Origin of the sequence: Methylotuvimicrobium buryatense 5G (assembly GCF_000341735.1) — a bacterium.
Classification (GTDB): Bacteria; Pseudomonadota; Gammaproteobacteria; order Methylococcales; family Methylomonadaceae; genus Methylotuvimicrobium; species Methylotuvimicrobium buryatense.
On sequence record NZ_KB455575.1, the window covers coordinates 806,650 to 833,232 of the forward strand.

Genomic DNA, 26,583 nt, shown 5'->3' on the forward strand with positions numbered 1-26,583 from the left:
TGGTCTTAGACAGTTTTTCGATCAAAAGAGAGTAAGTCCTTTCAGTAGCTCGGAATGTTCGTATTAGGCTCAAAAATCGGAGTCGGCTCGCTTGTCGGTCTTTCGACGATCGAGCGTACATGTATGTCGCGCTGCGGGAATGGAATTTCTATATGATGTTCACGGAAGGCATGATTAATTCGGAAATGAATATCATGGGTAACCGGCAGTCGGTGACCCAATTCGCTAACATAAACCCGTATAGAAAAATCTAAAGAACTATCGCCGAAGCCAAGCATCAACACACTGGGTTCTGGATCTTGCAAAACCAATGGTGTAGATCTAACCGTTTCCAGCATGACTTTATGGGCTAGCTCGATATCGGAACCATAGGCTATACCGATTGGGATCACTACCCGTGTCGTCGGATCGGTCAAGGTCCAATTGATCATTTTCTCGGTGATGAATGCTTTGTTCGGTACGATCAATTCCTTTTGATCCCAATCGGTGATGGTTGTGGCACGCATTTGAATGCGGCTGACTTTGCCGCTGATATCGCTGATAGTCACGGTATCGCCGACTCGTATCGGCCGCTCGAACAGAATAATAATACCGGAAACCATGTTCGCGAAGATCTCTTGCAGACCGAAACCCAAGCCTAAACTGAGTGCGGCGACTAACCATTGCACCTGAGACCAACTGCCGCCTAGTTCATTCGCGACCACGATAAAGCCGATCGAAATCAATAAATATTTGGCCAAGTGATTGACCGCATAGCGAAAACCGGCATCGACCGTTATGCGCCGAAAAATCAACAACTCCATAACGCCCGGAAAATTGCGGATCGCAACACCGACAATGAAGGCATAGAGGCCGGCTAGAAACAAATTGGTCAGGGTTATAGGCTGATAGGCTTCTTGGTTATCAATCATGACGAGGTGTTGCCACAACGTGATGTTGTCGAGAAACGCGAAGGCCGGCAGAATATTTCGCCATATCATCCATGATCCGATAATAAGCGTAAATCCGATAAAAACATTCAGTAGCGCTTTGGTTTGGGCATTGATCTTAGGGATATCCAGCAGTTCTTCTTCGGCGGTTACAACATTATCTTCCGAGCCAGTGGTTGTCGGTTTCGAACTTTGCGCGGCAGCAGTCTTGCGTTTTTGCCGTGCGTTTTTCAGGGCTAGTTGGCGGTTAGCCAAAGTTAGCCAACGCAGCACCAAGTCATAAATAATAATACTGATAAATATCATCCTCAGCGTTACGATCAATTTGTGCTGCAATTCCAAAGCGCTTAGATAATAGCCTGCGGCCGCAAATCCGATAATGGTTAGGGGTATGACGACCGACGCTGGATACCAAATATAGCGCGATCGATAAAGCCATCCGTTCGGATTCGTTTCAAGGTAATTCTGCAGCACTCCTTTCGATGGCTTGAGGATAATGAATAAAAACGCGGCTAAAGAAAGCATTAAGATAATGACTGCCAGTCGTCCGAGATTATCGCTATGCGATGCTATAGCGGGGCTTCCGCTCAGTTCGGTCAGAAACACGCTCGGCACGGCAACAAATCGTACCCAAGCGATTTGTTTGCGAAATACCCCGGCATTTTTGGCCTTCCATTGAAAATGTTGCTGAGCAACGCCTTCCGGTGCGAACAGTCGGTAAAAAATCGAAAGCGTTAATAACGGTATTGAAGCGGCTTGCAATCCTGCTCCGATTGCTTGACTAAAGTCGGCAACATGAGGATTGTCGACCAATAACCAGCCGACTAAAAAAATCAGGAGGGGCAGAGGCAGTGCTAAAACGAAAATGTCGCCCATCGCGATCAATGTATAGGAAAATTTGTCGGTATAGACTTTTCCGATTCGGTTTGAAATGGCTGTCAATTGCTGTTTGACCTTAGCCTTGATCGTCATGAGTGCGATCAGAATTATTATCGAAAAGGCGCTAAATAGCGATTTGGATAGTGCGGCTTTAACGATGTCTTTTGTAAAGCTTAACCAGTTTAGAGGCGACAGCAGCCATTGAAATGAACCGAATAAGTCGATGAGGTAATGGGTATCGATCGGAGCTGAACTCGGTACCCACAACAAACGTTCATCAAGATAAGCGGCAAATTTTTCAGCTTGACTAAGCATTTGTTGTCTTGCGAAATCCAGATCGCCGAGGCTTCGCAAATAAGTCGTGTAAGCAATCGATAATCGGTTCAGTAAATCTTTTTGGCTATTAAGTAATACGCGCAATTCGGCCTGTATCATCATTCGTTCATTGGCCGGTAGCTTGCTGTCGACCTCCGAGTCCATGATTCTATGTAGTTCCTGATCAATATCTGCCAATTGCTTCAGTCGGTCCTCAACCTTGAATTGCGCAAGACCGGTTTGAGCGGTTTCGTCTTGGATGGTCTGGGATTGAAATGAGAATTGCCCGGCGGTAGGTACATTACGCCGTTGTTCTCTAAGTATTTTGCCGAGTGCAGGACTGAGTCCGGCTAAGCTGATTTTACGTTCGGCACTTTTGAAATCGGTTTCAATTTCGGCGGATTTGCTATCGATTTTGTTTTTCTGTTCGCCGCTTTGTTCTATCTTGGCTGTGATGGTCTGAAGATCGCGGCTGTATTGAATGTTGTCACGGGTAACGACTTGTATGACCGGATGTTTATCGGCCAATTCCCGTTCGGCTTGGTCGAGGGCTTCCTGCATTTCCTTGGCTTCTTGTTGGCGGCGTTCGGACAGGGTGTTTTCTATTGCAGCGATAACCGGGGCGAGCAAATTCTTCTGTATATCCAACAATTGCAGTTCGGATTTGATGGCTTCGGTCCTAAGCGGATTGCTGGCAGCCTCGATTTCCAGCTTTTTTAATTCGGCCGTGCGTGATTCGATCAAGGTTTTTAAATGAATGTGCCGGGCTTCGATTTCCAGTTTCGATTCTACAGCGGTTGGCGGGATTTCGAGCTTATTTCGGGCGGCATCGAGGTCTTGTTTTGCCTCAACCGTTTCTTGGCGAATCTGCTGCGGACGATTGTTTTGTTCGGTTAAGAGCGCGTCGAGTCTTTTGATTTGTTGGTCGAGGTTGCTAATTTTGCCTTTTTCGATAATCAGGCGTTGCTCGAGTTCTTCGATGGGGATGTGACTGAAGTCCTCTTGCTTTTGTTTCTCCAGTTTTTGTTGGGTTTGTTTGATTTCATTTTGTAAGGTTTTAATTCTGTCGGGCGCTTGTTGCAGGGCTTTTTGATAGTTTTCGCTGCGAAAATTAAACTCTCCGGTATTGGCAAGATTATCTAAAGCGGACTGATAATATTTAAGCGTTTTGGCTTTTACGCCTTCGTCGATACCTTCCCGGGTGGTAAGTGCTTCGATTTTGTTGCGTAGGTTCTCCGGATCATATTCGGATGTTACTGGCTTGCCGGTTTGGCTTTGAGCCAAAACGAGTTGGGGCATTAAGCTGCTTAGTAAAGTAAAAATAAGCAAGCCAATAATTGCCGGAGAGATCGGTTGGGTTGTCGAACAGATATTTTTCATCGATGATGGAACGTCTTAATAAAAGATAGCAGGAGCAAAAATCCGCAAGCACCAAGGAAGGTGCGAATGCGGATTTTGCAGGAGCAAAAATCCGCCGAAACTTTGTGCCTCTATGAGCTAGTCCCGAAGTTTGAAGTGCGAAAGTTATACTTTTCGATATGCCGATAATACAGAATTCGGCAGTTTAACCATGAAGCACATGAAGTCTATTAAGTATTTCAAGAGATTGCCTAAACATTTCCGCTAACCTCTTGGGTGAGCGAAAGTTCTATACAAAAGCATAACAAGTTATTGAATTAACTTTTTATTATTCATGATCTTCATGGCGAAATGCTTTTTCTATACCCTTTGCTGGTCAAATTTCGGCGCCGGGGGTCCGTCAAAGGACGCCGTGAATACGTCCATGTAGGCTCTGTGACAGCAAGCATCCCTGCTGTCAAAGCCTTTGCCGAACATCCAAGCGCCTCCATGCGTCAATGTTGAAATTTGAAGGGCGATGGGTATAGGCTAATTAATCGATAAATCGTTTAATTAAATTGCCGTACTCGTCAATTCTTCGGTCGCGCAGATAGGGCCAAATTTGTCTGACGCGCTCGCTACGCGCGCGGTCCAATTCCTTAGTCAAGATGATTTGTTCGCTGGTTCCGGCTTGCGCGAGAAATTCGCCTTGCGGACCGGTGATGAAGCTGTTGCCCCAGAATTCGATGCCGGTCGAGGCGTCATCGGGCGATGCTTCGAATCCGATGCGGTTACACGAAACGACCGGTAGTCCGTTAGCGATCGCGTGCGCGCGTTGAATCGTGATCCATGCGTCGAGTTGGCGCTGCTTTTCGTCGTTAGTATCGGCAGGATCCCAACCGATCGCGGTCGGATAAATCAAAATATCGGCGCCTGCCAAGGCCATTAAACGGGCGCCTTCCGGATACCACTGATCCCAGCAAACCATCACGCCCAATTTACCGATCGAGGTCTCTATCGGTTTAAAACCGATGTCGCCGGGTGTGAAGTAATATTTTTCATAATAACCGGGATCGTCGGGAATATGCATCTTTCGGTATCTGCCGGCGATGCTGCCGTCTGTGTCGAATACGACGGCAGTATTGTGATAAAGGCCCGGCGCGCGCTTTTCGAATATTGTCGATACGATGACGATCTCTTGATCCTTGGCGGCTTGAGACAGTATTTCGGTACTCGGTCCTGGAATCGGTTCGGCCGTGGCGAAGCAGTTAAAATCTTCATTCTGGCAAAAATACGGGCCTAAATGTAGTTCCGGCAAAACGGCCAAGTTGGCTCCGGATTGTTTGGCCTCTTTGATTAAATCGATCGATAGATTTAGATTGCCGGCTTTGTCGGCGTTACAAGGTTGTTGAATCGCGCTGACGATGATGTTCGAGCTCATGATTATGATGTATGACTGCGGTTCGGAAAAATCTCTCGCTCCCAAGCCCTAGCTTGGGAGTGTATATAGTCCAAGCTCTGCTTGGTGTGTATACAAGCAAAGCTTGACGGGGCGATGAAGTTCGATTTCATGATTGTGAGATATGACGGCTGTTCGAAGAAGTTCGGTATTATATCGCCAATTGCCGGGCGCAGTTATACCCTTTGCGGGATAAAATTCATGGCGCCTTATCAGGCGAGTTACCGAACCCTCAGCAAAGCCCGTAGTTCCTCGACGTTATTTATCACGAAATCCTTATTCCTTAATCTGTCGAGATAGTTGCCGGAAACTGCATCGTCATGCAATGCAGGCTGCCGTATTGATGCACGATCGGCCGGCAGGGCGTGGCAATGATTTCGTGTTGAGGGAAACATTCGGCTAGTTTATCGACGGCGGTTTGATCCATTGGATCGTCGTAAACTGGAACCATGACCGCATCATTAATGATCAGAAAGTTCGAGTAATTGGCGGGTAAACGCTTGCCGTCTGCGTCGAAAATCGGTTTCGGCAAATCCAGCGCAACCAACTTGTACGGTTCGCCGCTAATCATTTTCATGGCCTTAAGCTGTGCCTCCATGTTTTTTAGGCTTTGGTAATGCTTCTCGGACGGATCGTTGCTGCTAGTATAGGCGATTGTGTCGGAACTGCAGAAGCGGGCGAGCGTGTCGATATGGGCATCGGTGTCATCGCCGTCGAGATTTTCCTGATCGATCCACAATACGCGTTCGGCGCCGAAATGCTTTTGTAATTGCGCCTCGATTTGATCCCTGTTCAATTCCGGATTCCGGTTCGGATTGAGCAGGCATTGTTTGGTCGTCAATATCGTGCCTTCGCCGTCGCTTTCGACGCTGCCGCCTTCAAGTACCATGTCGATGTCGAGATGCGGGTTGCTTGCGAACGGGGCGTGTTTCAGTAAATTCCGATTCAAGGCATTGTCGGCCGCATGTTCGTATTTGCCGCCCCAGCCGTTGAAACGGAAATTTAGCAATAGCGGCTTGCCGTCTTTTTCGACGGTCAGAAATGCGGTATCTCTAACCCAGATATCGTTGTAATAGGCATGTATGAAACGGATACCGGATTTTTCGACTGGTAACAGCGTTTCGATATGTCGTTGCTGAACAGCGCTCTTGCACAAGATGATCAACGATTCATAACGGCAGATCGTTTCGGCGATGAAGCGATAGCTTTGTTCGACGTCGTTGAGATTCCCCCCGAAATCGCCGGATTGATCAGGCCATGCAATCAGTACGGCGGATTGTTTTTCCCATTCTGCTGGAAAACGGATCATTTTTTGTTTTTCCTATGTTATAAAGTCGACGAAGTGTCGGAGATCGATTGAAAAAGCATTTCTCGGGCATGGGCCAAGGTGTTTTCGGTAATGTTAACGCCGCCGAGCATGCGAGCGATTTCTTCGACGCGTTCTTCGGGGGCTAGCGGCCTGACATTGGATGTCGTGATATCGCTCCGGTTATTTTTGGAGACATACAAATGATGATGGGCTTGCGATGCGACTTGAGGTAGATGTGTAACGCACATGACTTGCCGATTGAGACTCAAAGCGCGCAATTTTTGTCCGACGATTTCGGCAATGCCGCCGCCGATCCCGGAGTCGACTTCGTCGAAGATCATCGTCGGCGTGGTTTTGTCATGGCTGGTTGTAACCTGAATAGCAAGGCTGATTCGTGATAGTTCTCCGCCGGATGCAACTTTTGATAAAGGCTTGGCCGGAAGGCCAGGATTGGCGCTAACCAGAAATTCCACTTTATCTTGGCCATCGGCGCGTGGGTGTGTAGCACCTAGCGGTGAAACTTGTACGATGAAATCGCCTTGCGGCATGCCAAGCTCCTTGATCATCGCCGAAATCCGTTCTTGCAATAGCTGGCCGCCTTGTTGGCGTTTTCGAGTTAATTGAGCGGCTAATTCATGGTATGCAGCAAGTAGCCTCTCGGTTTTTTCGGTTAATTCTTCGATGCGCTCGCCACTGTGGGTCAGATTGTTCAATTCCTGCTCGAGACCGAAGGCCAGTTCCGGCAATTCCTCGGGTTGTACATGGTGTTTACGGCAGAGGCTTTGAATGATGCCGATTTGGTTTTCCAGTGACTCCAAGCGCAAGGGGTCTGCCTCCAGGCTATCCAAATAGCGGCGTAATTGGTGCGCGGCTTCCTCGATCTGAATTTGCGCTTCGTTTAAAATGCCGTTGATAGATTCGATATCCGGCGCAAAACGCGTTAAATCGTTCAAGGCATGAGTCGATTGTAGCAGCAACCGGTTGAGCGATTGTTCGTCGTTTTCGTAGAGTAAATCAAGCTGCCGATGCCCGGTCGCTAGGATTTCTTCGAGGTGGGCTAGTTTGCTGTGTTCTTCTGTTAGTTCGGCATAATTGAAATTGTTCAAGTCGAGTTGCTGCAATTCGTCGAGCTGGTAGCGCAGTAATTCTTCGCGCTCGGTTCTGTCCGCGCTGGCTTTTTTCAGAGCTTGTAGTTCCTTGTGGGTTTGTTGCCATTGGTGGAAGTGGGTATCGACTTGGTCTAGTAGGGCTTGATTGCCGGCAAAAACGTCTAGCAATCGGCGCTGTTCATCGCTATGGAGTAAAGTCAAATGCGCATGCTGTCCGTGTATTTCAACTAGCTTTTCACTGAGTTCTTGTAAGGTTTGCAATGTAACCGGGCGATTGTTGATATAGGCTTTTGATCGGCCGTCATGGTTGATGACGCGCCTAATCAGGCAGTGTTGATCATCATCCAGCTCGTTTTCTTCAAGCCATTTTTTTGCCAGAGGGGCATCCGATAAATCGAATTCCAAATTGATTTCTGCACGCTTGCTATTTGGCCGGATATAGCCGGAATCGGCCCGATCGCCTAGCGCCAAGCCAAGTGCGGTCAATAAAATCGATTTGCCGGCGCCGGTTTCGCCTGTCAATACCGACATGCCGGTGTTTACATCCAGGTTTAATGTTTTGACGACAGCCAGGTCGTTAATGGAAAGATTTAGTAGCATGAGAATGAGTTAAGGATAACCGCCGCTCCAGTTGAGTTTTTTTCTGAGGATTTCAAAAAAGTCGTGTCCTTCGGGATGGAGAATTCTAATCGGTTTCGGGTCTTTTTTAATCAAAATTTTATCACTGATCAATACTTCGGGTATTTCGAGATGATCGCAAGTAACCAAGGCATTGATTTGTTTGGTTTGACAAAAGCTGATTTCGATTTCGGCCGAATCGTCGATGACGATCGGGCGATTCGATAGCGTATGAGGATTAAGCGGTACCAAAACCAAGGCATTTAGAGACGGGTGCAAAATCGGGCCGCCCGCCGACAATGAATAAGCGGTCGAACCGGTCGGGGTCGAGACGATCATGCCGTCGGATCGTTGCGAATTCAGATAGACCCCGTTAATGTGCGTGACGATTTCTATCATGCTCGGCGTGACCCAGCGATGCACGACGACTTCGTTTACGGCGGTTTGTTCGTTAAATACCCGATGGTCGCGAATGACTTTGGTTCGCAATAGATAGCGCCTTTCTTCGCTATATTGGCCGGTTAAAATGTTATTGAGCTTGGGTAATAATTCATACGGCGAAATGTCGACCAGAAACCCGAGTCGGCCCAAATTGATCCCGATCAGTGGAATGTCGTATTCGGCGATTGCCCGCGCGGCGGATAAAAACGTGCCGTCGCCACCGGCGGCGATAATCAGGTCGCAGCGCTCTCCGATAGTCTCGATGGCACAGCTTTCAATGCCGGATTCCGTTATAAATTGAGCGCTCAAACGGTCTACTACGACGGCATAGTCGTGCTGTTTGAGGTAGCGGTAAAGTATCGCTAAAGTATCGGCAATGCCGGGATCGCTGGCTTTACCGATAATACCGATGGTTTTGAATGGGCTGTGCATGGTCGTTAATCTGGGAAAGGATTTGTTCGAATTATACTCAATAAGTCAAGGGATGAGGTTTTAAAGATGAAAGATGAGAAAGGTGAAAGGTGAAAGGTGAAAGGGGAAAGGGGAAAGGGGAAAGGGGAGGGGTGTGGTGTGGTGTGGGCTGTGATGGGGGGTATTACGCGAGTTATGCTAAGTGGGTGTTTTTATTGTATTTGCTAGTATTGACAAGCAGAGGGTGAGCTGCTAATTTGCGCGGTTGGCACTCGATGGGGTAGAGTGCTAATACGCTAGAGGGTTTAATGTGAGTAACAATCAGGTGTTGAACGAAAGATCGCTGCAATTATTGAAAGCATTGGTTGAACGTTATATCCAAGACGGACAACCGGTAGGATCGCGCGCATTGTCTAAGGATACCGAATTGAAATTGAGTCCGGCAACGATTCGTAATGTCATGGCCGATCTGGAAGACATGGGTTTGATTCGTTCTCCGCACACCAGTGCTGGCCGGGTGCCAACCGTAAGCGGCTATCGTTTGTTCATCGATTCGCTGCTGACTGTTAAGCCTCTGGACTCTGAAGAACTTAAGCTGTTACGCAAAAATTTAATTGCCAAAGATAACGTCAATGATGTCATCGGTGTGGCATCAAGGATATTATCCGACGTCACGCGCATGGCCGGTGTCGTGACATTGCCCAAGCGCGAACTGGTCAGTCTACGCCATATCGAGTTTTTGCCGTTATCCAACACCCGTGTATTGGTCATTTTCGTGACTAACGAACAGGAAGTGCATAATAAAATCCTCCATACCTCAAAGCAATTTACGCCCGCTCAATTGCAGCAAGCCGCTAATTATTTAAATTCCGTCTATTCCGGGTTAAGTCTAGCCGCAGTTAGAAAAGCCGTACTGAAAGAACTCAAGGACGCTCAAGAGCGAATGAACAGGGAAATGTTGGACGCGGTAGAAATGGCCAAGTTGGCGCTCGATCCTGAAAAGTCGGATGAAGATTATGTGCTAAGCGGCGAGACCAATTTAATGGGATTTTCCGAGTTATCGGACATGGATAGGCTTAAGGAGCTGTTCGATGCTTTTAGTCAAAAACGCGGTGTTATCCATTTGCTAGATCAATGCTTAAATGCCGAAGGCGTGCAAATTTTTATCGGTGAAGAATCAGGTTATCACGCATTCGAACAATGCAGTTTAGTCACCGCCCCGTACTCGATTAACGAACAAGTGGTCGGCGTTTTAGGTGTAATAGGACCCACCCGAATGGCTTATGAAAAAGTGATTCCTTTTGTCGATATTACGGCAAAATTATTAGGCGCGGCCTTGAATCCTAAAACATAAGCCCCACATTCCTTGACATGAAGTTTTCCGCGGAAGCGGACCGTTTTTATTTAAACCGGAGTTTAATAATGAGTAACGAGCAGGAGTTGCCGGAAAAGGCAACGGACGAGCAAGCTGATGTCATTTCGGCGCAAAGCGCCAGCGCGCAGCTAGATAGCAATGTAGACGATAGCAGTCAGCCGCAGGCGGCTCAAAAGGTAAATGTCGAAGAGTTGTCGCAAAAGCTCGAGGAGGCCGAACAAAAGGCTACGGAAAATTGGGACAAAGTTCTGCGCATACAAGCGGAAATGGAAAACCTGAAAAGAAGAACCCAAAAGGATTTGGAAAACGCTCATAAGTTTGCGTTGGAAAATTTTGCCAAAGAATTATTAACTGTCGTCGATAGTTTGGAGCTTGGTTTGCAAGCCGCTATCGGCGACAGCCCCGAAGTGCAAAAGTTTCGAGAAGGCAGCGAACTGACATTAAAACAATTCGAAGCCGTTTTTTCTAAATTCAATATAGAAGTGGTTAATCCGCTCGGACAACCGTTCGATCCTGAGCTTCATCAGGCGATGGCGATGCAACCATCCGCCGATGCCGAACCGAACTCGGTCATTAATGTATTTCAGAAGGGCTATGTATTGAATGGACGGTTGTTGCGCCCGGCAATGGTTGTTGTCGCCAAGGCCGACGATAACCCTCCGCAAGAAACACCAAAAATCGATGAACAGGCTTGAACGCTTTAAAACAGCCCCCATATCGTAAACAACTAAAATTTTAAATACACTCTCAAGTCTGGAGCAATCAATGGCTAAAATAATCGGAATAGATTTAGGAACCACCAATTCTTGCGTGGCTGTGCTCGAAAACGGCACCGCACGCGTGATCGAGAATAGCGAAGGCGCTAGAACCACGCCTTCGGTCATCGCTTTCACTAAAGACGACGAGGTACTCGTCGGACAATCGGCTAAGCGCCAAGCGGTAACCAATCCCGAAAACACCTTGTTCGCGATCAAACGCTTGATCGGCCGCCGATTCAAAGACGATGTCGTGCAAAAAGACATCAAAATGGTGCCTTATAAAATCGTACCGGCCGACAACGGCGACGCCTGGGTCGAATGTCACGGTAAAAAAATGGCCGCGCCCGAAGTATCGGCTCGGATATTGATGAAGCTGAAAAAAGACGCCGAAGCTTATTTAGGCGAGGAAGTCAAAGAAGCGGTTATTACCGTACCGGCTTATTTTAACGATTCTCAACGTCAGGCTACCAAAGATGCAGGTCGTATCGCCGGTCTCGACGTCAAGCGTATCATCAACGAGCCGACGGCAGCGGCACTGGCATTCGGGATGGACAAACCGAAAGGCGATATGAAAATTGCCGTATACGACTTGGGTGGCGGTACATTCGATATTTCAATCATTGAAATCGCCGAGATCGAAGGCGAGCATCAGTTCGAAGTATTGTCGACAAATGGGGATACCTTCCTCGGCGGTGAAGACTTCGACCTTAGAATCATTGACTTTCTGGCTGATGAGTTCAAACGCGACAATGGTATCGATTTGCACAACGACCCTTTGGCCCTACAAAGACTTAAAGAAGCTGCCGAAAAAGCCAAAATCGAATTGTCGTCTTCTCAACAGACCGATATCAATCTGCCTTATGTCACGGCTGATGCAACAGGCCCTAAACATTTAAATGTCAAATTGACTCGGGCTAAATTGGAATCCTTGGTGGATGACCTGATTGATAAAACCAAAGGCCCCTGTTTAATGGCGCTAAAAGATGCCGGCTTATCTGCATCGGATATCGATGATGTGATTTTGGTCGGCGGTCAGACTCGAATGCCTCGCGTTCAAGAATTCGTTAAATCAATCTTCGGCAAAGAACCGCGTAAGGACGTTAATCCGGATGAAGCGGTTGCCTTAGGTGCTGCGATTCAGGCCGGTGTATTGGGCGGCGATGTCAAAGATGTATTGTTGCTTGATGTGACGCCTCTATCGCTCGGTATCGAAACCTTGGGCGGTGTCATGACCAAGCTGATCGAGAAAAACACGACGATCCCAACCAATGCTTCGCAGGTTTTTTCAACGGCGGACGACAATCAAACCGCTGTAACGGTTCATGTTTTACAAGGCGAACGGGAGGTTGCCAGCGGTAACAAATCACTGGGGCGTTTCGATCTGGCCGATATTCCTCCGGCGCCGCGCGGTGTTCCGCAAATCGAGGTGACTTTCGATATTGACGCAAATGGTATTTTGAATGTCTCGGCTAAAGACAAAGCGACCGGTAAAAAACAATCGATTGTGATCAAGGCTTCGAGCGGTCTATCCGATGAAGAAGTCGATCGTATGGTCAAGGATGCCGAGGCGCATGCCGATGAAGACCGCAAAGTGACCGAATTGGTGAGTGCGCGTAATCATGCTGAAGGAATCATGAATGCTACCGAGAAATCGATGAAGGATCTCGGTGACCAGGTTTCGGGCGATGAAAAGTCGGCAATCGAAACTGCGATCAATGAATTAAAAGACGTTCTGAAAGGAAGCGATAAAGAGGCTATCGAGGCCAAAACCAATGCGCTAACCGAATTGTCCGGTAAACTTGCCGAGCGCGTTTATGCGCAAAAATCGGAAGCCGAAGGTAGTGCTGATGCCGGTGAGCAATCATCGAAAAGCTCGTCTAGTGCTGACGATGGTGTCGTCGATGCCGAGTTTGAAGAGGTCAAAGACGACGACAAGAAATAATTCTATTCCGGTACCGGTTGGCTTGTCGATTACGGTTTGTCAACCGGTGTATAACTTAATCTAAATACCACGGTATGGTATTTTAAAACCTACCCAATCAGGCCTTTATTTCTTCGGAAAATAATAAGCCTGCATCGAACGATCATATAAAAAACATGGCAAAAGAAGATTACTATAAGCTTCTCGGCGTCGACAGAAACGCCAGCGACGCGGAAATCAAAAAAAGTTACCGCCGCATGGCAATGAAATTCCATCCGGATAGAAACAAAGATAATCCTGACGAAGCCGAAGTAAAATTTAAGCAAATTAAAGAAGCTTATGAGGTTTTATCCGATCCTAAAAAAAGATCCGCATACGATCAATTCGGCCATGCCGGCGTCGATGCATCGATGGGTGGTGGGCCGGGCGGTTTCGGCGGGGGATTCAGCGGCGAAAGTTTTAGTGATGTCTTCGGCGATGTTTTCGGCGACATTTTTGGTGGCGGAGGACGTGCCCGCGGCGGCGCTCAACGTGGTGCCGACCTTCGTTACAACCTTGAGTTAACCCTAGAGGAAGCGGTCGGCGGAACAGAGGCAAAAATTCGCGTGCCGGTCATGGTGGTGTGTGACGAGTGTCATGGATCCGGTGCAAGAAAAGGCTCGTCTCCGGTCACATGCTCGACCTGTCATGGCCATGGCCAAGTTCGGATGCAACAAGGTTTTTTCTCGGTTCAACAAACCTGTCCGACGTGCGGCGGAACTGGCAAGCAAATCAAAGACCCTTGCCGGAAATGTCATGGACAGGGCCGGGTACAGGATACTAAAACATTGTCGGTCAAAGTACCTCCCGGCGTCGATACCGGCGACCGCATTCGTTTGTCCGGAGAGGGTGAAGCCGGCAAGGGCGGCGGACCGGCCGGCGACTTATATGTTCAAGTTCATGTCAAGGATCATCCGATATTTACCCGCGATGGAGCCAATTTGTACTGTGAAGTGCCGATAAGTTTCCCGACTGCTTGTTTAGGGGGGGAACTGGAGGTGCCGACGTTGAACGGCCGAGTCAAATTGAAAATTCCGGCCGAAACTCAAACCGGTAAATTGTTCAGGTTGCGCGGCAAAGGCGTGAAACCCGTTCGCGGAGGCGCAGTCGGCGATTTGCTATGTCGCGTGCAAATCGAAACTCCGGTGCATTTGACCAAGGAACAAAAAGAGATGGTCGAAAAACTCGGCGAGTCTCTAACCGGCGGAGGCAAGCAGCACAGCCCTCAGGAACACTCATGGATGGATGGTGTGAAAAGTTTTTTTGACAAATTGACAGGATAATCATGATGACAAGAATTGCTGTAGTTGGCTCTTCCGGAAGAATGGGGTTGTGCTTGATCAAAGCGGCCGCTTTTGCCGATAACGCCGAATTGACTGTTGCCGTTTCAAGGCCGGACAGCTTATCGATCGGCAAGGATGCCGGAGAGTTGGCCGGTATCAGCCCGTTGGCGGTCAAGGTAGTCGATAATTTAGCATCGGTAATAGACCGGTTCGATGTGTTGATCGATTTCACGAGGCCGGAACCGTCGATGGACTATATCGACATTTGTCGCCGAGCAGGAAAAAGTATCGTGATCGGCACGACCGGTTATAGCGAAGAGCAAAAACATGTCATCGCCGAGACTTCAAAACAAGTGCCGATCGTAATGGCGCCTAACATGAGTATCGGCGTTAATTTATCGCTCAAATTGCTGGAAATGGCCGCGAAAGTCATGGGTGATTATACCGATATCGAAATCGTCGAAGCCCATCACCGTCATAAAATCGACGCGCCATCCGGAACCGCATTACGCATGGGCGAGGTGGTCGCATCGGCATTAGGCCGAGACTTAAAGGATTGCGCGATCTACGGTAGAGAAGGTGTCACCGGCGAAAGAGACCGCAAAACGATCGGTTTTTCGACGATTCGGGCAGGCGATATCGTCGGAGAGCACACCGTGATGTTTGCCGATGAAGGCGAACGCATCGAAATCACTCATAAAGCCAGCAGCCGCATGACCTTCGCGAACGGTGCCGTTAGAGCCGCAATCTGGCTGAAAGACAAACCGAACGGTTTGTACGATATGCAGGATGTGTTGGGTTTGAAAGATTGATCTCACAATCGATTTCCTGATTAGCAAGATGCTTCAGCTTGCCGAAGCCAAGTGTCCGAGCAAGGACCAGTCGTAGTCGCAAAAACCAAAATATGCTGTTACCCAAGCTCAAGCTTGGGTAACCTGTTCAGGAAGCTCTAGCTTCCCGCCAATCAAGAAAGATTGAACGAGCGAGTCGGGGTTGATTGAGAATGTGCGGAGGTTGTGTCGGTCTCAGGAAGCTGGAGCTTGGGAAATGGCGTGATGTGGGTTGGCCGTTTTTAGCTTGACGCGCATGGCTTGCGAACCCCGTCCTGCTAGGGGATATGCTGATCTTTGGGCTTTAGCTGAAGAAACTTGCTAATCAGGATCGATTTAGAAAAAGCATTTATCCCCTTTCTTTGCTGGTCAAATTTCGACGCAGGGGTGTCCGTCAAAGGACGCGGTGAATACGTCCATGTAGGTTCTGTGACAGCATTCCTGCTGTCACAGCCTTTTCCGAACACCTCGGCGCCTTCATACGTCAATGCCGAAATTTGAAGTTCGATGGGTACCATGAAGTGATTTGAAGATTGAGTTTGTTGATTTTTTAGCGCAGTTCTTCATGGTGAATTGATGGTTTATGATGCCCTCGCAGCCTCTCCAGTTTGAGAAACCGGTGCGCCAAGGTTACGCTTTACAAAGATAAACGGACCTATTCTATTTTTTCGATTGCGGGTTGTGATCACAACTTGTTTCCTGCTTCACGGTCTTCCGTGGGAGTCGATACATTCAAATCCCTTCTTGCTCCATTTGTTCCTTTCTTCGATCGGCGTTTTCCTGCAGCAATGATTCCATCTTTTTAGCATCCTCAAGTGCTTTGGTTTGCGTTTCGAGTAGCTTTGATTGTTGAGAAACGTCAGTTTGCTGTTCGGAATCCGAGCAAGCGGCGAGGGCTATGGTTAATAGTCCTGAGATCAATTTGAATTGGATTTTCATGCCGGTTTCTTTGGCTGTGATCATGAGTTCCCCGGCACAAAGCCGGGGAGAAAGGTAAGAGCTTAGTTTATTCGCTGATCCGGTGTCCCGCCTGCGTAAGCCTTGACTGCGCAGAATTTGAATTCCGGAATTTTTGCAGCGGGATCTAACGCGTCATTGGTGACTAGGTTCGAGCTGGCTTCGTTATAGCAGAAGGCCATGAACAAAGTGCCTTTCTGTATGCCTAACTCGGCACGGGCATAGGCGCTGAGTTTGCCGCGTCTCGATTCGACCGTGATGAAGCCGCCCGGTTCGACGCCGAGTTTCTCCAGATCCAGCGGATGCAGACTGACGACCGGATCGGGTTCGATTGCATCCAACGTCGGCGAGTGCCGCGTCATGCTGCCGGTGTGCCAGTGCTCTAGTTGGCGGCCGGTGATGAATATCAAGGGATATTCGTTGTCGGGCAATTCATCTGCATGAATGAAGTCGGCCGGTACGAATCTGCCTCTGCCGGTCGCGGTCGGGAAGCCGTCTGTGAAGATGATCGGTTGTCCCGGATCGCCGACATTTTCGAGCGGATAGGTCAACGAATCCTCATTCTCGAGTCTTTCCCAAGTCATGCCGGCAATGCTGGTCATCGCTTGACGCATTTCATTGAATACGTCTTCGGGGCCTTGATAATTCCAATCGCAGCCCAAACGTTTTGCGATTTCTTGAATGATCCATAGGTCTTGTTTTGCTTCGCCCGGCGGGTTGACCGCTTGGCGCCCCATCTGGACGCGGCGATCGGTGTTCGAGAACGTGCCGGTCTTTTCGTAGAAAGCTGAAGCCGGCAGGATGACGTCGGCAAACCCCGCGGTTTCGGTTAGGAAAATATCTTGCACAACCAAATGTTCAAGCGAGGCCAGAGCCTTACGCGCGTGGTTTTGGTTCGGGTCGGACATTGCCGGGTTCTCGCCTTCGATATACATACCGAACACTTCGCCGTCGAGTATCGCATGGATCATTTCGACCGTGGTCAGGCCGCGTTTCGGGTCCAGTTCCGTATTCCAGAGTTTTTCATATTTCGCGCGGAATTTCGGATCCTCAACCGATTCGTAATCCGGATAGACCATCGGAATCAAGCCGACGTCCGATGCCCCTTGTACGTTGTTTTGACCGCGCAGCGGATGCAGGCCGGTTCCGGGTCTCCCTATTTGGCCGGTCATCAAAGCCAGCGCGATCAGGCAGCGGGCGTTGTCTGTACCGTGAATATGCTGCGATACACCCATGCCCCAAAGGATCATCGATCCTTTCGAAGTCGCATAAAGCCTTGCGACTTCTTTGATGGTTTCGGCGTCGATACCGCAAATCGGTGCGACTTTTTCCGGGCTGTAATTGCGTAGATGCGTGCGCATCTGATCGAAGCCTTCGGTATATTGTTTGATATAGGCGTCGTTTTGCAGATTTTCAGCCAATATCGTATGCATGATACCGTTCAGCAATGCGACATCGGTATCGGGGCGGAATTGCAGTACGTGTGACGCGTATTTCGCGATCGCGGTGCGGTTTGGGTCCATTAGTATAATTTTGGTGCCGCGTTTGGCCGCATTCTTCATGAACGTCGCGCCGACCGGATGATTGACGGTCGGATTCGAGCCGATGATGATGATCACTTCAGCCTGGGCGACATCGGAAACCGGGTTCGATACCGCGCCGGAGCCCAAACATTCCAACAGTGCGACGACCGATGAGGCATGGCATAGACGGGTACAATGGTCGACATTGTTCGAACCGAAGCCGATGCGCACCAGTTTTTGGAACAAATAGGCCTCTTCGTTACTGCCTTTCGCGGAGCCAAGGCCGGCCAGCGCTTTCTTGCCTTTTTCGTCACGGATTTTTTTCAAACCGTTTGCGGCGAAGTCGAGCGCTTCTTCCCAAGTTGCTTCCCTGAATTCTTTATCTAAGTCATTAGGGTCCAGTAATTCAGTGCTTTTCGGAACCCCTTCGCGCCTTATCAATGGCTTGGTCAGACGCAACGGGTTGTGGATGTAATTGAAACCGTAACGGCCCTTGACGCAGAGACGGAAATGATTCGTGTAACCGTCGCGGCCTTCGGTATAAAGGATTTTGTTGTCTTTGACATGATATTTGATTAAACAGCCGACGCCGCAGTAAGGACAGGTCGAATCGACGGTTTTATCGGCTTCTTGCAGACCGACATTTCCGGCAGGCATCAACGCGCCGGTCGGGCAGGCCTGGACGCATTCGCCGCAAGCGACGCAACTGCTCGCGCCCATCGGATCGGCGATGTCGAAGACGATTTCGGAATGCGAACCGCGATTCGCATATCCAATCACGTCGTTCATTTGTTCTTCGCGGCAGGCTCTAAGACAGCGTGTGCATTGTATGCAGGCGTCAAGATTGACGGAGATCGCCGGATGTGAAAGATCGGCTTGCGGTTGGCTACGGCCTTTGAAACGAGGCGTGCCGACGTCCATTTTTTCGGCCCAAAAATCCAGTTCCGATTTCAGGGTATAAGGAGATTGGGACTGCTTCGGCATGTCCGATTTGAGCAGTTCCAATACCAATTTTTGCGAACGGACTGCGCGTTCGCTTTCCGCCTTGATGTTCATACCTTCGGACGGCTTTCGACAGCATGACGGAGCGAGTACTCGCTCGCCTTCGATTTCGACGACGCAGGCCCGGCAGTTGCCGTCGGGGCGCAGATTATCCGAGTAACATAGATGCGGGATTTCTTTACCGTGTCGTTTTGCAGCCTGTAAGATCGTTTCGCCTTCAAAAGCGAAAACTTCCTCACCGTCGAGTTTGAAACCGATTTGCGGTTGATTCATAAATTCAGGATTCGCAGCCATGAGTTAACCTCTAGTGCTTGTTAATTCGTCGGGAAAATACTTGATGACGCAGCGCAGCGGATTGGGAGCGGCTTGGCCGAGCCCGCAGATCGATGCGTCGACCATGACTGAGGATAACTCTTCGAGCAAGTCGGTGTCCCAATTGTCTTGCATCATCAAGTCGGCCGCTTTTGCGGTACCGACGCGGCAAGGCGTGCATTGACCGCACGATTCGTCTTCGAAGAATTTCATCGCGTTCAATGCCAACTTACGTGCACTGTCTTGATTGGAAAAAATGATTACTGCGGCGGAACCGATGAAACAACCGTGCGGGTTCAAGGTATCGAAATCGAGCGGAATGTCGCCCATCGAAGCCGGCAAGATTCCGCCGGAAGCGCCGCCAGGAAAGTAACCGTAAAACTCGTGACCGTCGAGCATGCCGCCGCAATATTCGTCGATTAGCTCGCGTACCGTGATACCGGCTGGTGCCAAATGAACGCCGGGTTTGTTGACGCGTCCTGATACCGAGAACGAACGAAGGCCTTTACGGCCGTTTCTGCCGTGTGAGGAGAACCAGTCGGGGCCTTTTTCGACGATATCACGCACCCAATAGACCGATTCCATATTGTGTTCGAGCGTCGGCCGACCGAACAGGCCGACTTCGGCCAAAAACGGCGGTCTTAGCCGAGGCATGCCGCGTTTGCCTTCGATCGATTCGACCATTGCCGATTCTTCACCGCAAATATAAGCGCCGGCACCGCGGCGTAAATGAATCGGAGGAAGACGGTAGACCGTTGACGGCGGGTTATTTTGCAGATTGGCGATTTCTTTGGTGAGAATTTCGCGGCAGCCTGCGTATTCGTCTCGTAAATAGACATAGATTTCATCGCAACCGACCGTTAATGCGGCGATCAGCATGCCTTCGAGAAAACGGTGCGGGTCTTGTTCGAGATAGTGTCGGTCTTTGAAAGTACCCGGTTCGCCTTCATCAATGTTGACGGCCATCAGACGCGGGCCTTTAAAGCCTTTAACGATGCGCCATTTTCTGCCGGCCGGAAAACCGGCGCCGCCCAAACCGCGAAGGCCCGAATCTTCCATTTTTTTGATGATGCTTTCGGGATTGATGTCGCCTTCGATGACTTTTTTCAGCGTTTGATAACCGCCATCGGATCGGTATTGTTCGAGGCTGATATAGTCGGCAACCGGCGCTGTGATTTCATGTTCGGCAACTGTATTTAAGACGGTTTCCGTGGTCGCTTCATCAATCGGGTTTTGGCCGACTACGGCGACGGGTGCATGTTGGCATCGGCCCACGCAAGGGACTTTTTGGATTCTAACCTTGTCTTTGAGTACGGTTTCCAAGGCATCGATTAGTTCATGGCCGCCCGCCATTTCGCAAGAAACCGACTCGCAAACACGGATGGTTAAATCGGGTGGCGGTGTTTGGCCTTCCTTGACGATATCGAAGTGATGATAAAATGAAGCGACTTCATAGACTTCAGCTGTAGACAGGTTCATTTCTCTGGCCAGCGCTACCAAGTGCTTCGAAGAAATATGGTGGAAACGGTCCTGTATCTTATGCAAATGCTCGATCAATAAATCCCTTCGGCGAGACTCGTCGCCCAATAAAGTCCTGACTTCTTCCAGTGCCCGAAGATCGACAGCATGGCCTTTAGGGCCTTGACGCTTCTTTTTTTTGATCTGTTCGGGGCTAATATTGATCACTGCCACAGGTGTTTCCTCCAAATAGTCCGCATGTAGAGCGGAATTATAGCCAATTGTTCATGCTCAAGGAACTCGCGATGTTGTCGGATGTTCGGGTTCATGCTCAGTGTGAGCACTTTAACTTAGCTATGATATAGGTTTCAACTCATCATTTTTGAGTAAAATCATCAGAAATGCTGATAAAGGCGTTGGTGAAAGTTGGGCGAGTCGTTAAAATGATTTTGCAATAACATTATTTAATATGATTATTCAGTAATTTATGAATCCAACACATTTGTTGACCTTTGCTATAGTGGCTCGTTTTAAAAGTATTACGCAAGCTGCGGAGTATCTGCATTTGGGGCAACCGGCAGTTTCCGGGCAATTAAAATTACTGCAAAATCAAATCGGAGAACCTTTGTATTTCCGTAAAGGTTATCAAATCGAGTTGACACCTGCGGGACAAGGTTTATTGGAATATGCGCAGCAAATGACCGATATCTTCAATCAGGCCGGCGAGTACGTCCGTTGCCTGCAACAAGTTAATGCCGGAACTTTAAGACTCGGTTCGACGACGACGATCGCCAGTTTTTATTTACCTCAGTATTTGGTGTTATTACAGACTTCGCATGCCGGGGTTAATGTCAGAATGAAGACCGGCGATACCGATGAAATCATTAGAAATCTCGAAGATTTGGATTTAGGCTTTATCGAAGGGCCGGTCCATGCTCAGGAACTGCCCGGTAATTATCAAGTTATCAATTGGCAGGAAGACGAGATTGTTTTAGTTTTGCCCGAAGACCATCAAATTGCCCGAGATTATCCGGAATTTGTGCCATTGGATGTGTTCATGAAATATCAGGTGATATGGCGGGAGCCGGGGTCAGGCGCCCGGCAAGCAGTGGAAACGTGGTTGGCTTCGGCGGGAATACAGCCAAAAATTTCAATTGAAGTGACTGGTGTCTCGGGTATCAAAGAAGCGGTACGCGCGGGCTTGGGAATTGGCTTTGCCTCGTCGCAAGCATTGCGAAACGAACGGCAGGGTTTGGTCGCGAGAAGGCTCAATGCGCCGTCCGGCTTGATTTGGCAACTTAAGATCATCGCTCCGAAAAAGGCGATACGATCCAGAGTCACACAGGCTTTTTTGGATTTGTGTTTATGAGGGTTGATACTTTGTAATGACTTGCGCAGGGGGGCAGCGATTTTTTTGATTACGACTCATAGTTTGAAAGCATGAGACCAAAGTCGGAAATTGGTTTATGACCATGGAAAGCATACTCTATCCGCACTATTCTCTGCCTCCCTGCGCCTCCGCGCGATGAAATATACCTTTCGCACTTCAAGTTTCGGCAGTGCCTGAGGAGGCGCCAGGGTGTGCGACAAAGGCTTTGCCAGCATGGAGCTGGCATAGAGCCAACAGGGATGTATTCACGGCGTCCTTTGACGGACACCCTGGCGCCGAATTTTGATCTGCGATGGGTATATTTATTTTACTCCCTTTTGATCGAAAAACCGCCTAAGAATAAAAGGTATGGGATGTGTCTATCGAGGAACGCCGTGAACCCATCCATGGGGGCTTGACGGCAGCTTTCGAACGCCAAGGATGGCGTGTATTAGGGCAACGCAGGGCAGAAAAATACTCCTGCATTTTCTGCATTCGTTACATCCTTGTAACTCAGCAGTTGCCGAGGAGCAAAAATCTGCCCTGCTGCCGACATCCTCGCTAGCCACACCCCATACCTTCATGAAAGTTAACTAATTTTTGAGTATAAAGGGAGTAGGAGTTTGTTTTGCGTTATTTAATTATTGCCATTTCGTCGTTTTTTTGTGTAGCGACCCATGCCGGCGTCGTGTTGAGCATTGAGCAAGTCGCTGACGGTATTTATGTGCATCAAGGCAAACATGAGTGGCCCGACCATAAAAATCACGGTGCGATTGCGAATATCGGTTTCATCGTCGGTGAACGCTGCGTCGCGGTGATCGATACCGGCGGTAATCCGGAAGAAGGAAGATCGCTCAAGCGCGCGATTGCCAAAACGACTGGTAAACCAATTTGTTATGTGATTAATACCCATGTTCATCCCGATCATATTTTCGGCAATATCGCATTTAAGGAATCGGGCACTCAATTTGTCGGACATCATAAACTAGCCAGAGCAATGGCCGCGCGTGGGCAATTCTATATCGATAAGGCAGAAGATCAGATTGGCATGGCATTAACCGCCGAACATATCATTCCGCCAGATATAGAGGTTGAAAAAACGTTGCTCTTAGATCTGGGGGGGCGGGAATTGCTGTTGACCGCGCATCCGACCGCGCATACCGATAACGACTTGAGCATCTACGACCGGAAGACCGATACCTTATGGCTCGGCGATTTGTTTTTTATCGGACATTTGCCGACTCTCGACGGCAGTTTAAAAGGTTGGTTGGTCGAACTCGCCGAATTGGAACAAAAGTCATTCAAGCAGGTCATTCCCGGGCACGGGCCAGTGGTCACGGATTGGCCGAAGAGTCTCGATCCTCAACAACGTTATCTCGGCACTTTATTGACCGAGATTCGTAACATGATTAAAAACGGAAGATTTATTGAAGAGGCGATCGAGCAGGTTGGTTATGAATTTAAAGGCCAATGGCAGTTGTTCGACGAATTTCATAAAAAAAACGTCACGGCGGCGTTTGCCGAATTGGAATGGGAAGATTGATATTTCGTTTATTAAGGAACGAGCATGAAATAACTTCGACAAATGCTGAAGGGGGGGCGGTGGCTCGATTGACAGGCGTCGGCGGCAGGGCAGATTTTTGCTCCTCGGCAACTGCTGAGTTACAAGGATGTAACGAATGCAGAAAATGCAGGAGTATTTTTCTGCCCTGCGTTGCCCTAATACACGCCATCCGTGGCGTAATGCAAAATCTGCATTCATGCCATCCATGGCAATCAGATTCCGCCGTCGAGCCTACATGGATGTATTCACGGCGTCCTGTCAAGCGAGTCGCCGAACCTCCACAGTGCCTAAAGCTTGTAGAAGTAAATTTGTGCATATTCCTAACCCATTAATTTACCTAACAGGAGAAATAAAATGATAAATAAAATAATTGGGGCCCTCTGCTTGGCTTTGATCGCAAGTGGGGCTTTGGCCGCCGAAGACGAGTCGGCCTGGACTTCGCAATTGAAAGATCAATTTTTCGCCGGTCGCACGATTACCGAATCCGATGCGGTGATTGAACTTGATGCGCCTTATCGAGCCGAAGACCCTGCATTGGTGCCGTTGAAAATCGTTAGTAAAATTCCGCAAACCAACGACAGATACATCAAAAAGATTTTGGTGCTGGTAGACAAGAATCCTTTTCCCTATGTCGGCGAATTCGAATTCACGCCCGATAGCGGTAAAGCGGATTTAGCGATGAGAGTTCGTGTCAATACCTATAGCTTTGTTCGCGCGATCGCCGAAACGAGCGACGGCCAGCTTTATATGACCAAGAAATTCGTTAAAGCTAGCGGCGGCTGTTCGGCGCCGATTGGTGCGGATTTGGATGCGGCAATGCAACGGCTCGGCAAAGCCAAATTTAGGTTGCCCGATAATATCAAGCCGGGCGAGGCGAATGAGGCACAATTATTCATTAGCCATCCCAACATCACCGGCATGCAGATGGATCAAGTGACGCGCTTCGTCAAAAAATCGCATTTCGTCAATCAGGTTAATGTGTCATTCAATGACAAGCCGATCTTGACGGCGAAAACCGATATCGCGATCAGTGCCGATCCGAATTTCCGGTTTTATTTCATACCGGAAAAGAGCGGCATTTTGAAAGCGGAATTTACCGATATGTCTTGTCTAAGTCCAACCAGCCGAGCGAACTGTAAAGCAGGCCAAAGCTTTACCGAAACTTTGGCTGTAAAACCGTAAAACAGTATATGACCGGCTATTGACGAAACCAAAGCCGACATGGTTTGGCTTCGTCTAGCTGCTTGGATCGGGTTCGAAAGCGACTTTGTCGTAAATTTCTTTTAGGCTTAACACGCAGTCGATGCTTTCCAGGTGAACGCTTGTATCAAGGCCGGCGGTTTCGGTCAAAAGCCAAGCGTCGCCTTGCCGGACATAGCGCTCGATCAGCGGCTGGTCTTGAGCGACCAACAGATATTCGCGAAGCGATTCGATCTTGCGGTAATGCGAAAATTTAGCGCCTCTATCGTAGGCTTCGGTAGAAAGCGATAACACCTCGATGATAACCGACGGGTTGATCAATGTGTCGACATGGTTGTCTTCGAATTGCGGCGTGTCGCAAGCCGCTGCGATATCCGGATAATGATAGCTGCGTGCCTCTTTAGCCTTGACCCGCATGTCATTGATGTAAACCTCGCAGGGGCGGCTTTTGAGTTGAGCTCTTAGTTCACTCGCAATATTGATATTAATCAAATTATGTTCGCGGCTTGCGCCGGTCATCGCGAACATTTCGCCGTCGACGTATTCGCTTTTGATTTGCGCTTGGCGTTCGATTGCTAAATATTCTTCTTGGGTATAATACTTTTTTTTGAGTACAGCAGACATAAACAGCCTCCTTTGTTTGAGCTCATCCGATTCGCCAAAAGCCTCTTTTGATGGGCGAATCGTGAGGGTGTTATTTCACGAAACAACTTTTTTCGGCATAAGCTTCGGCTTCTTCCATCAGCTTCCTCAATCGTTTGGCTTCCGGCGGGTCGCGGAATACGCCGCCGGCCTCGCCCGGCGTTTTACGCATAAAGCCGAAGGTTCTAGCTTGATCGTAATCGGCAAAACTCATTTTTTCAGCGATTTTGTCTATTTTGCATCCGCAGCCGTATTGGGTGATGTAGGTCAGCCCGCCTTTCTTTGCGATACAGCTCAGAACATAATCGACGCGTTCCTGAGTCGGAAAATCGCTGACAAAAGGCGCGTCTTCAGCAAGTTTTTCTTGAGTTGTGCTGCACCCGGCAAGTGTGGCTAGAATGGCTGAACCGATTAGAAGTTTCATTTTCATGCGAAGGTCTCTAATTCCTGATTTGATAAAGTGAAAAAATAGTAATTATTCACATTCCCCTTATCATTCCCACGCTCCAGCGTGGGAATGAAGACCGAGACGCTCTAGCGTCTCGTACCGCTGGAGCGGTTCTCAGGCATTCCCTCGCAGAGCGTGAGAATGACAATTGCCGGGGGACTGAATAGTTACAAAAAAATGCTCTTAACCCAGCCTTAACAAATGTAGTGTCTACAGTCTAAGTTATTGAAGCATAAAAATTAAACAACGTGCCAAAATGGCTTTGCATAGCCTTAATATTTAGTAGCTTATGCTCGGTAAATATTAAAACTGGGCTAACAAAAGTATGGTCTGTTTATTAATTTACGTATACCCGTCGTAGATCAAAACTCGGTGCCTGGGTGTCCGCTAAAGGACGCCGTGAATACGTCCATGTAGGCTCTATGCCAGCTCCATGCTGGCAAAGCCTTTATGAATGCCATGGATGGCGTGAATGTCGATTTTGCAGGAGCGAAAATCGACCGGACACCCAGGCGCCTCCTCTGGCAATGCCGAAATTTGAAGTGCGAAAGGTATAAAATGCATTAAATATTAATGTTCAATTAAGATGCAATATCGGATCTCGAACGGAAAACTATTCCTCGACGGCAAAATCGACAATTAGTTTGAGCATGCCGTTCATTTTAACAGAGAATGCATCGAGTTCAGGATTACCTGTGTCGGTGGGTAATAAATGCGTACTGACGATGGTTTTACCCTCAAACGCATAGAGCACGACATTGCAAGGCATATGACTGACCGAATGGGGCGACAGAGTCAATAACGTTTCGGCATGAGTCAGGTTACAAAATTGTATCGTATCGTAGTCCGGAAAATTTGCCGTTCCTCGATCTCGGATGACTTTTCCGATACGACTATGTGCGGTAATTCGTAAATTGTGTTCTGCAATGGCAATTTTAATCTCCGCCAGCACGTCATCGTAAGGTTTTTGGGTTTCGACCCGGTAATATTCGATGAACTCGCCTTTTTGTTGTAAGGTTTCGCAGCTTGCAATAATCATCAGGCTTGCGAAAATAACGATCGATCTTGTCATACAGTTTTATTCCCATTCGCTA

The 26,583-nt window shown here is 48.6% G+C and carries 20 protein-coding genes; 8 read left to right on the plus strand and 12 right to left on the minus strand.

Annotated features, from left to right (window positions below; all coding sequences use genetic code 11):
* Positions 1-41: 41 nt before the first annotated feature.
* The 5 genes from METBU_RS0103730 to METBU_RS0103750 form a co-directional block, all read right to left on the minus strand.
* Positions 42-3,422, minus strand: a complete 3,381-nt coding sequence (locus METBU_RS0103730) for a mechanosensitive ion channel domain-containing protein (protein WP_235726375.1) — start codon at positions 3,420-3,422, stop codon at positions 42-44.
* 592 nt (positions 3,423-4,014) lie between these two features.
* Positions 4,015-4,902, minus strand: a complete 888-nt coding sequence (locus tag METBU_RS0103735) for a carbon-nitrogen hydrolase (protein WP_017839353.1) — start codon at positions 4,900-4,902, stop codon at positions 4,015-4,017.
* A gap of 301 nt (positions 4,903-5,203) precedes the next feature.
* The gene (locus METBU_RS0103740; RefSeq protein WP_017839354.1) at positions 5,204-6,229 is read right to left on the minus strand and encodes an agmatine deiminase family protein; all 1,026 of its coding nucleotides are present in this window, start codon (positions 6,227-6,229) and stop codon (positions 5,204-5,206) included.
* Positions 6,230-6,246: 17 nt separating this feature from the next.
* Positions 6,247-7,938, minus strand: coding sequence for a DNA repair protein RecN (gene recN, locus METBU_RS0103745; protein ID WP_014148354.1), 1,692 nt, complete (start codon positions 7,936-7,938; stop codon positions 6,247-6,249).
* 9 nt (positions 7,939-7,947) lie between these two features.
* Positions 7,948-8,829, minus strand: a complete 882-nt coding sequence (locus tag METBU_RS0103750) for an NAD(+) kinase (RefSeq protein ID WP_017839355.1) — start codon at positions 8,827-8,829, stop codon at positions 7,948-7,950.
* 289 nt (positions 8,830-9,118) lie between these two features.
* On the opposite strand from METBU_RS0103750, the gene hrcA reads away from it, so the two are divergent.
* The 5 genes from hrcA to dapB all read left to right on the plus strand — a co-directional run bounded on the left by hrcA (position 9,119) and on the right by dapB (position 14,996).
* A complete protein-coding gene (gene hrcA / locus METBU_RS0103755) occupies positions 9,119-10,162 on the plus strand; it encodes a heat-inducible transcriptional repressor HrcA (RefSeq protein WP_017839356.1) in 1,044 nt (347 codons plus the stop codon).
* Positions 10,163-10,230: 68 nt separating this feature from the next.
* Complete coding sequence (gene grpE, locus METBU_RS0103760) at positions 10,231-10,878, plus strand: nucleotide exchange factor GrpE (protein WP_017839357.1); 648 nt, start codon at positions 10,231-10,233, stop codon at positions 10,876-10,878.
* A 70-nt stretch (positions 10,879-10,948) separates the two neighbouring features.
* Positions 10,949-12,883, plus strand: coding sequence for a molecular chaperone DnaK (dnaK, locus tag METBU_RS0103765; protein WP_017839358.1), 1,935 nt, complete (start codon positions 10,949-10,951; stop codon positions 12,881-12,883).
* Positions 12,884-13,038: 155 nt separating this feature from the next.
* The gene (gene dnaJ, locus METBU_RS0103770; protein ID WP_017839359.1) at positions 13,039-14,184 is read left to right on the plus strand and encodes a molecular chaperone DnaJ; all 1,146 of its coding nucleotides are present in this window, start codon (positions 13,039-13,041) and stop codon (positions 14,182-14,184) included.
* A gap of 5 nt (positions 14,185-14,189) precedes the next feature.
* Positions 14,190-14,996 (plus strand): 4-hydroxy-tetrahydrodipicolinate reductase, encoded by an 807-nt coding sequence (gene dapB / locus METBU_RS0103775; protein WP_026130014.1) that lies wholly within the window; start codon positions 14,190-14,192, stop codon positions 14,994-14,996.
* 750 nt (positions 14,997-15,746) lie between these two features.
* Here the strand turns inward: dapB and METBU_RS0103785 are convergent.
* From METBU_RS0103785 to METBU_RS0103795, 3 genes are read right to left on the minus strand one after another with little or no spacing between them, the layout of a single operon-like run.
* Complete coding sequence (locus METBU_RS0103785; RefSeq protein ID WP_017839362.1) at positions 15,747-15,977, minus strand: hypothetical protein; 231 nt, start codon at positions 15,975-15,977, stop codon at positions 15,747-15,749.
* A gap of 38 nt (positions 15,978-16,015) precedes the next feature.
* Positions 16,016-18,790, minus strand: coding sequence for a formate dehydrogenase subunit alpha (gene fdhF, locus METBU_RS0103790; protein ID WP_017839363.1), 2,775 nt, complete (start codon positions 18,788-18,790; stop codon positions 16,016-16,018).
* A 3-nt stretch (positions 18,791-18,793) separates the two neighbouring features.
* On the minus strand, positions 18,794-20,500 hold the full coding sequence (locus tag METBU_RS0103795; RefSeq protein ID WP_017839364.1) for an NAD(P)H-dependent oxidoreductase subunit E: 1,707 nt from the start codon (positions 20,498-20,500) through the stop codon (positions 18,794-18,796).
* A 253-nt stretch (positions 20,501-20,753) separates the two neighbouring features.
* On the opposite strand from METBU_RS0103795, the gene METBU_RS0103800 reads away from it, so the two are divergent.
* From METBU_RS0103800 to METBU_RS0103810, 3 genes are all read left to right on the plus strand, one after another.
* The gene (locus METBU_RS0103800) at positions 20,754-21,635 is read left to right on the plus strand and encodes a LysR family transcriptional regulator (protein ID WP_017839365.1); all 882 of its coding nucleotides are present in this window, start codon (positions 20,754-20,756) and stop codon (positions 21,633-21,635) included.
* 628 nt (positions 21,636-22,263) lie between these two features.
* A complete protein-coding gene (locus METBU_RS0103805; protein WP_017839366.1) occupies positions 22,264-23,178 on the plus strand; it encodes a quinoprotein relay system zinc metallohydrolase 2 in 915 nt (304 codons plus the stop codon).
* Between the two features lie 375 nt (positions 23,179-23,553).
* Positions 23,554-24,381: a quinoprotein dehydrogenase-associated SoxYZ-like carrier gene (locus METBU_RS0103810; protein WP_017839367.1), complete on the plus strand. Its 828-nt coding sequence runs from the start codon at positions 23,554-23,556 to the stop codon at positions 24,379-24,381.
* Between the two features lie 54 nt (positions 24,382-24,435).
* Here the strand turns inward: METBU_RS0103810 and METBU_RS0103815 are convergent, their stop codons facing one another.
* The 4 genes from METBU_RS0103815 to METBU_RS0103830 all read right to left on the minus strand — a co-directional run bounded on the left by METBU_RS0103815 (position 24,436) and on the right by METBU_RS0103830 (position 26,561).
* Positions 24,436-25,023 carry a Uma2 family endonuclease gene (locus METBU_RS0103815; protein ID WP_017839368.1) on the minus strand — a complete coding sequence of 196 codons (588 nt, stop codon included), beginning with the start codon at positions 25,021-25,023 and terminating at the stop codon, positions 24,436-24,438.
* A 70-nt stretch (positions 25,024-25,093) separates the two neighbouring features.
* The gene (locus METBU_RS0103820) at positions 25,094-25,471 is read right to left on the minus strand and encodes a hypothetical protein (RefSeq protein WP_014148367.1); all 378 of its coding nucleotides are present in this window, start codon (positions 25,469-25,471) and stop codon (positions 25,094-25,096) included.
* Positions 25,472-25,909: 438 nt separating this feature from the next.
* Complete coding sequence (locus tag METBU_RS27930) at positions 25,910-26,053, minus strand: hypothetical protein (RefSeq protein WP_017839369.1); 144 nt, start codon at positions 26,051-26,053, stop codon at positions 25,910-25,912.
* A 49-nt stretch (positions 26,054-26,102) separates the two neighbouring features.
* A complete protein-coding gene (locus tag METBU_RS0103830) occupies positions 26,103-26,561 on the minus strand; it encodes a DUF302 domain-containing protein (RefSeq protein WP_014148368.1) in 459 nt (152 codons plus the stop codon).
* Positions 26,562-26,583: the final 22 nt, after the last annotated feature.

Excerpts from the sequence above, each read along its gene's own strand:
- METBU_RS0103730 (WP_235726375.1), bottom strand. The coding sequence starts at position 3,422 with ATGCCCCAACTCGTTTTGGCTCAAAGCCAAACCGGCAAGCCAGTAACA.
- METBU_RS0103735 (WP_017839353.1), bottom strand. The coding sequence starts at position 4,902 with ATGAGCTCGAACATCATCGTCAGCGCGATTCAACAACCTTGTAACGCC.
- METBU_RS0103740 (WP_017839354.1), bottom strand. The coding sequence starts at position 6,229 with ATGATCCGTTTTCCAGCAGAATGGGAAAAACAATCCGCCGTACTGATT.
- recN (WP_014148354.1), bottom strand. The coding sequence starts at position 7,938 with ATGCTACTAAATCTTTCCATTAACGACCTGGCTGTCGTCAAAACATTA.
- METBU_RS0103750 (WP_017839355.1), bottom strand. The coding sequence starts at position 8,829 with ATGCACAGCCCATTCAAAACCATCGGTATTATCGGTAAAGCCAGCGAT.
- grpE (WP_017839357.1), top strand. The coding sequence starts at position 10,231 with ATGAGTAACGAGCAGGAGTTGCCGGAAAAGGCAACGGACGAGCAAGCT.
- dnaK (WP_017839358.1), top strand. The coding sequence starts at position 10,949 with ATGGCTAAAATAATCGGAATAGATTTAGGAACCACCAATTCTTGCGTG.
- dnaJ (WP_017839359.1), top strand. The coding sequence starts at position 13,039 with ATGGCAAAAGAAGATTACTATAAGCTTCTCGGCGTCGACAGAAACGCC.
- dapB (WP_026130014.1), top strand. The coding sequence starts at position 14,190 with ATGACAAGAATTGCTGTAGTTGGCTCTTCCGGAAGAATGGGGTTGTGC.
- METBU_RS0103785 (WP_017839362.1), bottom strand. The coding sequence starts at position 15,977 with ATGATCACAGCCAAAGAAACCGGCATGAAAATCCAATTCAAATTGATC.
- fdhF (WP_017839363.1), bottom strand. The coding sequence starts at position 18,790 with ATGGCTGCGAATCCTGAATTTATGAATCAACCGCAAATCGGTTTCAAA.
- METBU_RS0103800 (WP_017839365.1), top strand. The coding sequence starts at position 20,754 with ATGAATCCAACACATTTGTTGACCTTTGCTATAGTGGCTCGTTTTAAA.
- METBU_RS0103810 (WP_017839367.1), top strand. The coding sequence starts at position 23,554 with ATGATAAATAAAATAATTGGGGCCCTCTGCTTGGCTTTGATCGCAAGT.
- METBU_RS0103815 (WP_017839368.1), bottom strand. The coding sequence starts at position 25,023 with ATGTCTGCTGTACTCAAAAAAAAGTATTATACCCAAGAAGAATATTTA.
- METBU_RS0103820 (WP_014148367.1), bottom strand. The coding sequence starts at position 25,471 with ATGAAAATGAAACTTCTAATCGGTTCAGCCATTCTAGCCACACTTGCC.
- METBU_RS27930 (WP_017839369.1), bottom strand. The coding sequence starts at position 26,053 with ATGCATTTTATACCTTTCGCACTTCAAATTTCGGCATTGCCAGAGGAG.
- METBU_RS0103830 (WP_014148368.1), bottom strand. The coding sequence starts at position 26,561 with ATGACAAGATCGATCGTTATTTTCGCAAGCCTGATGATTATTGCAAGC.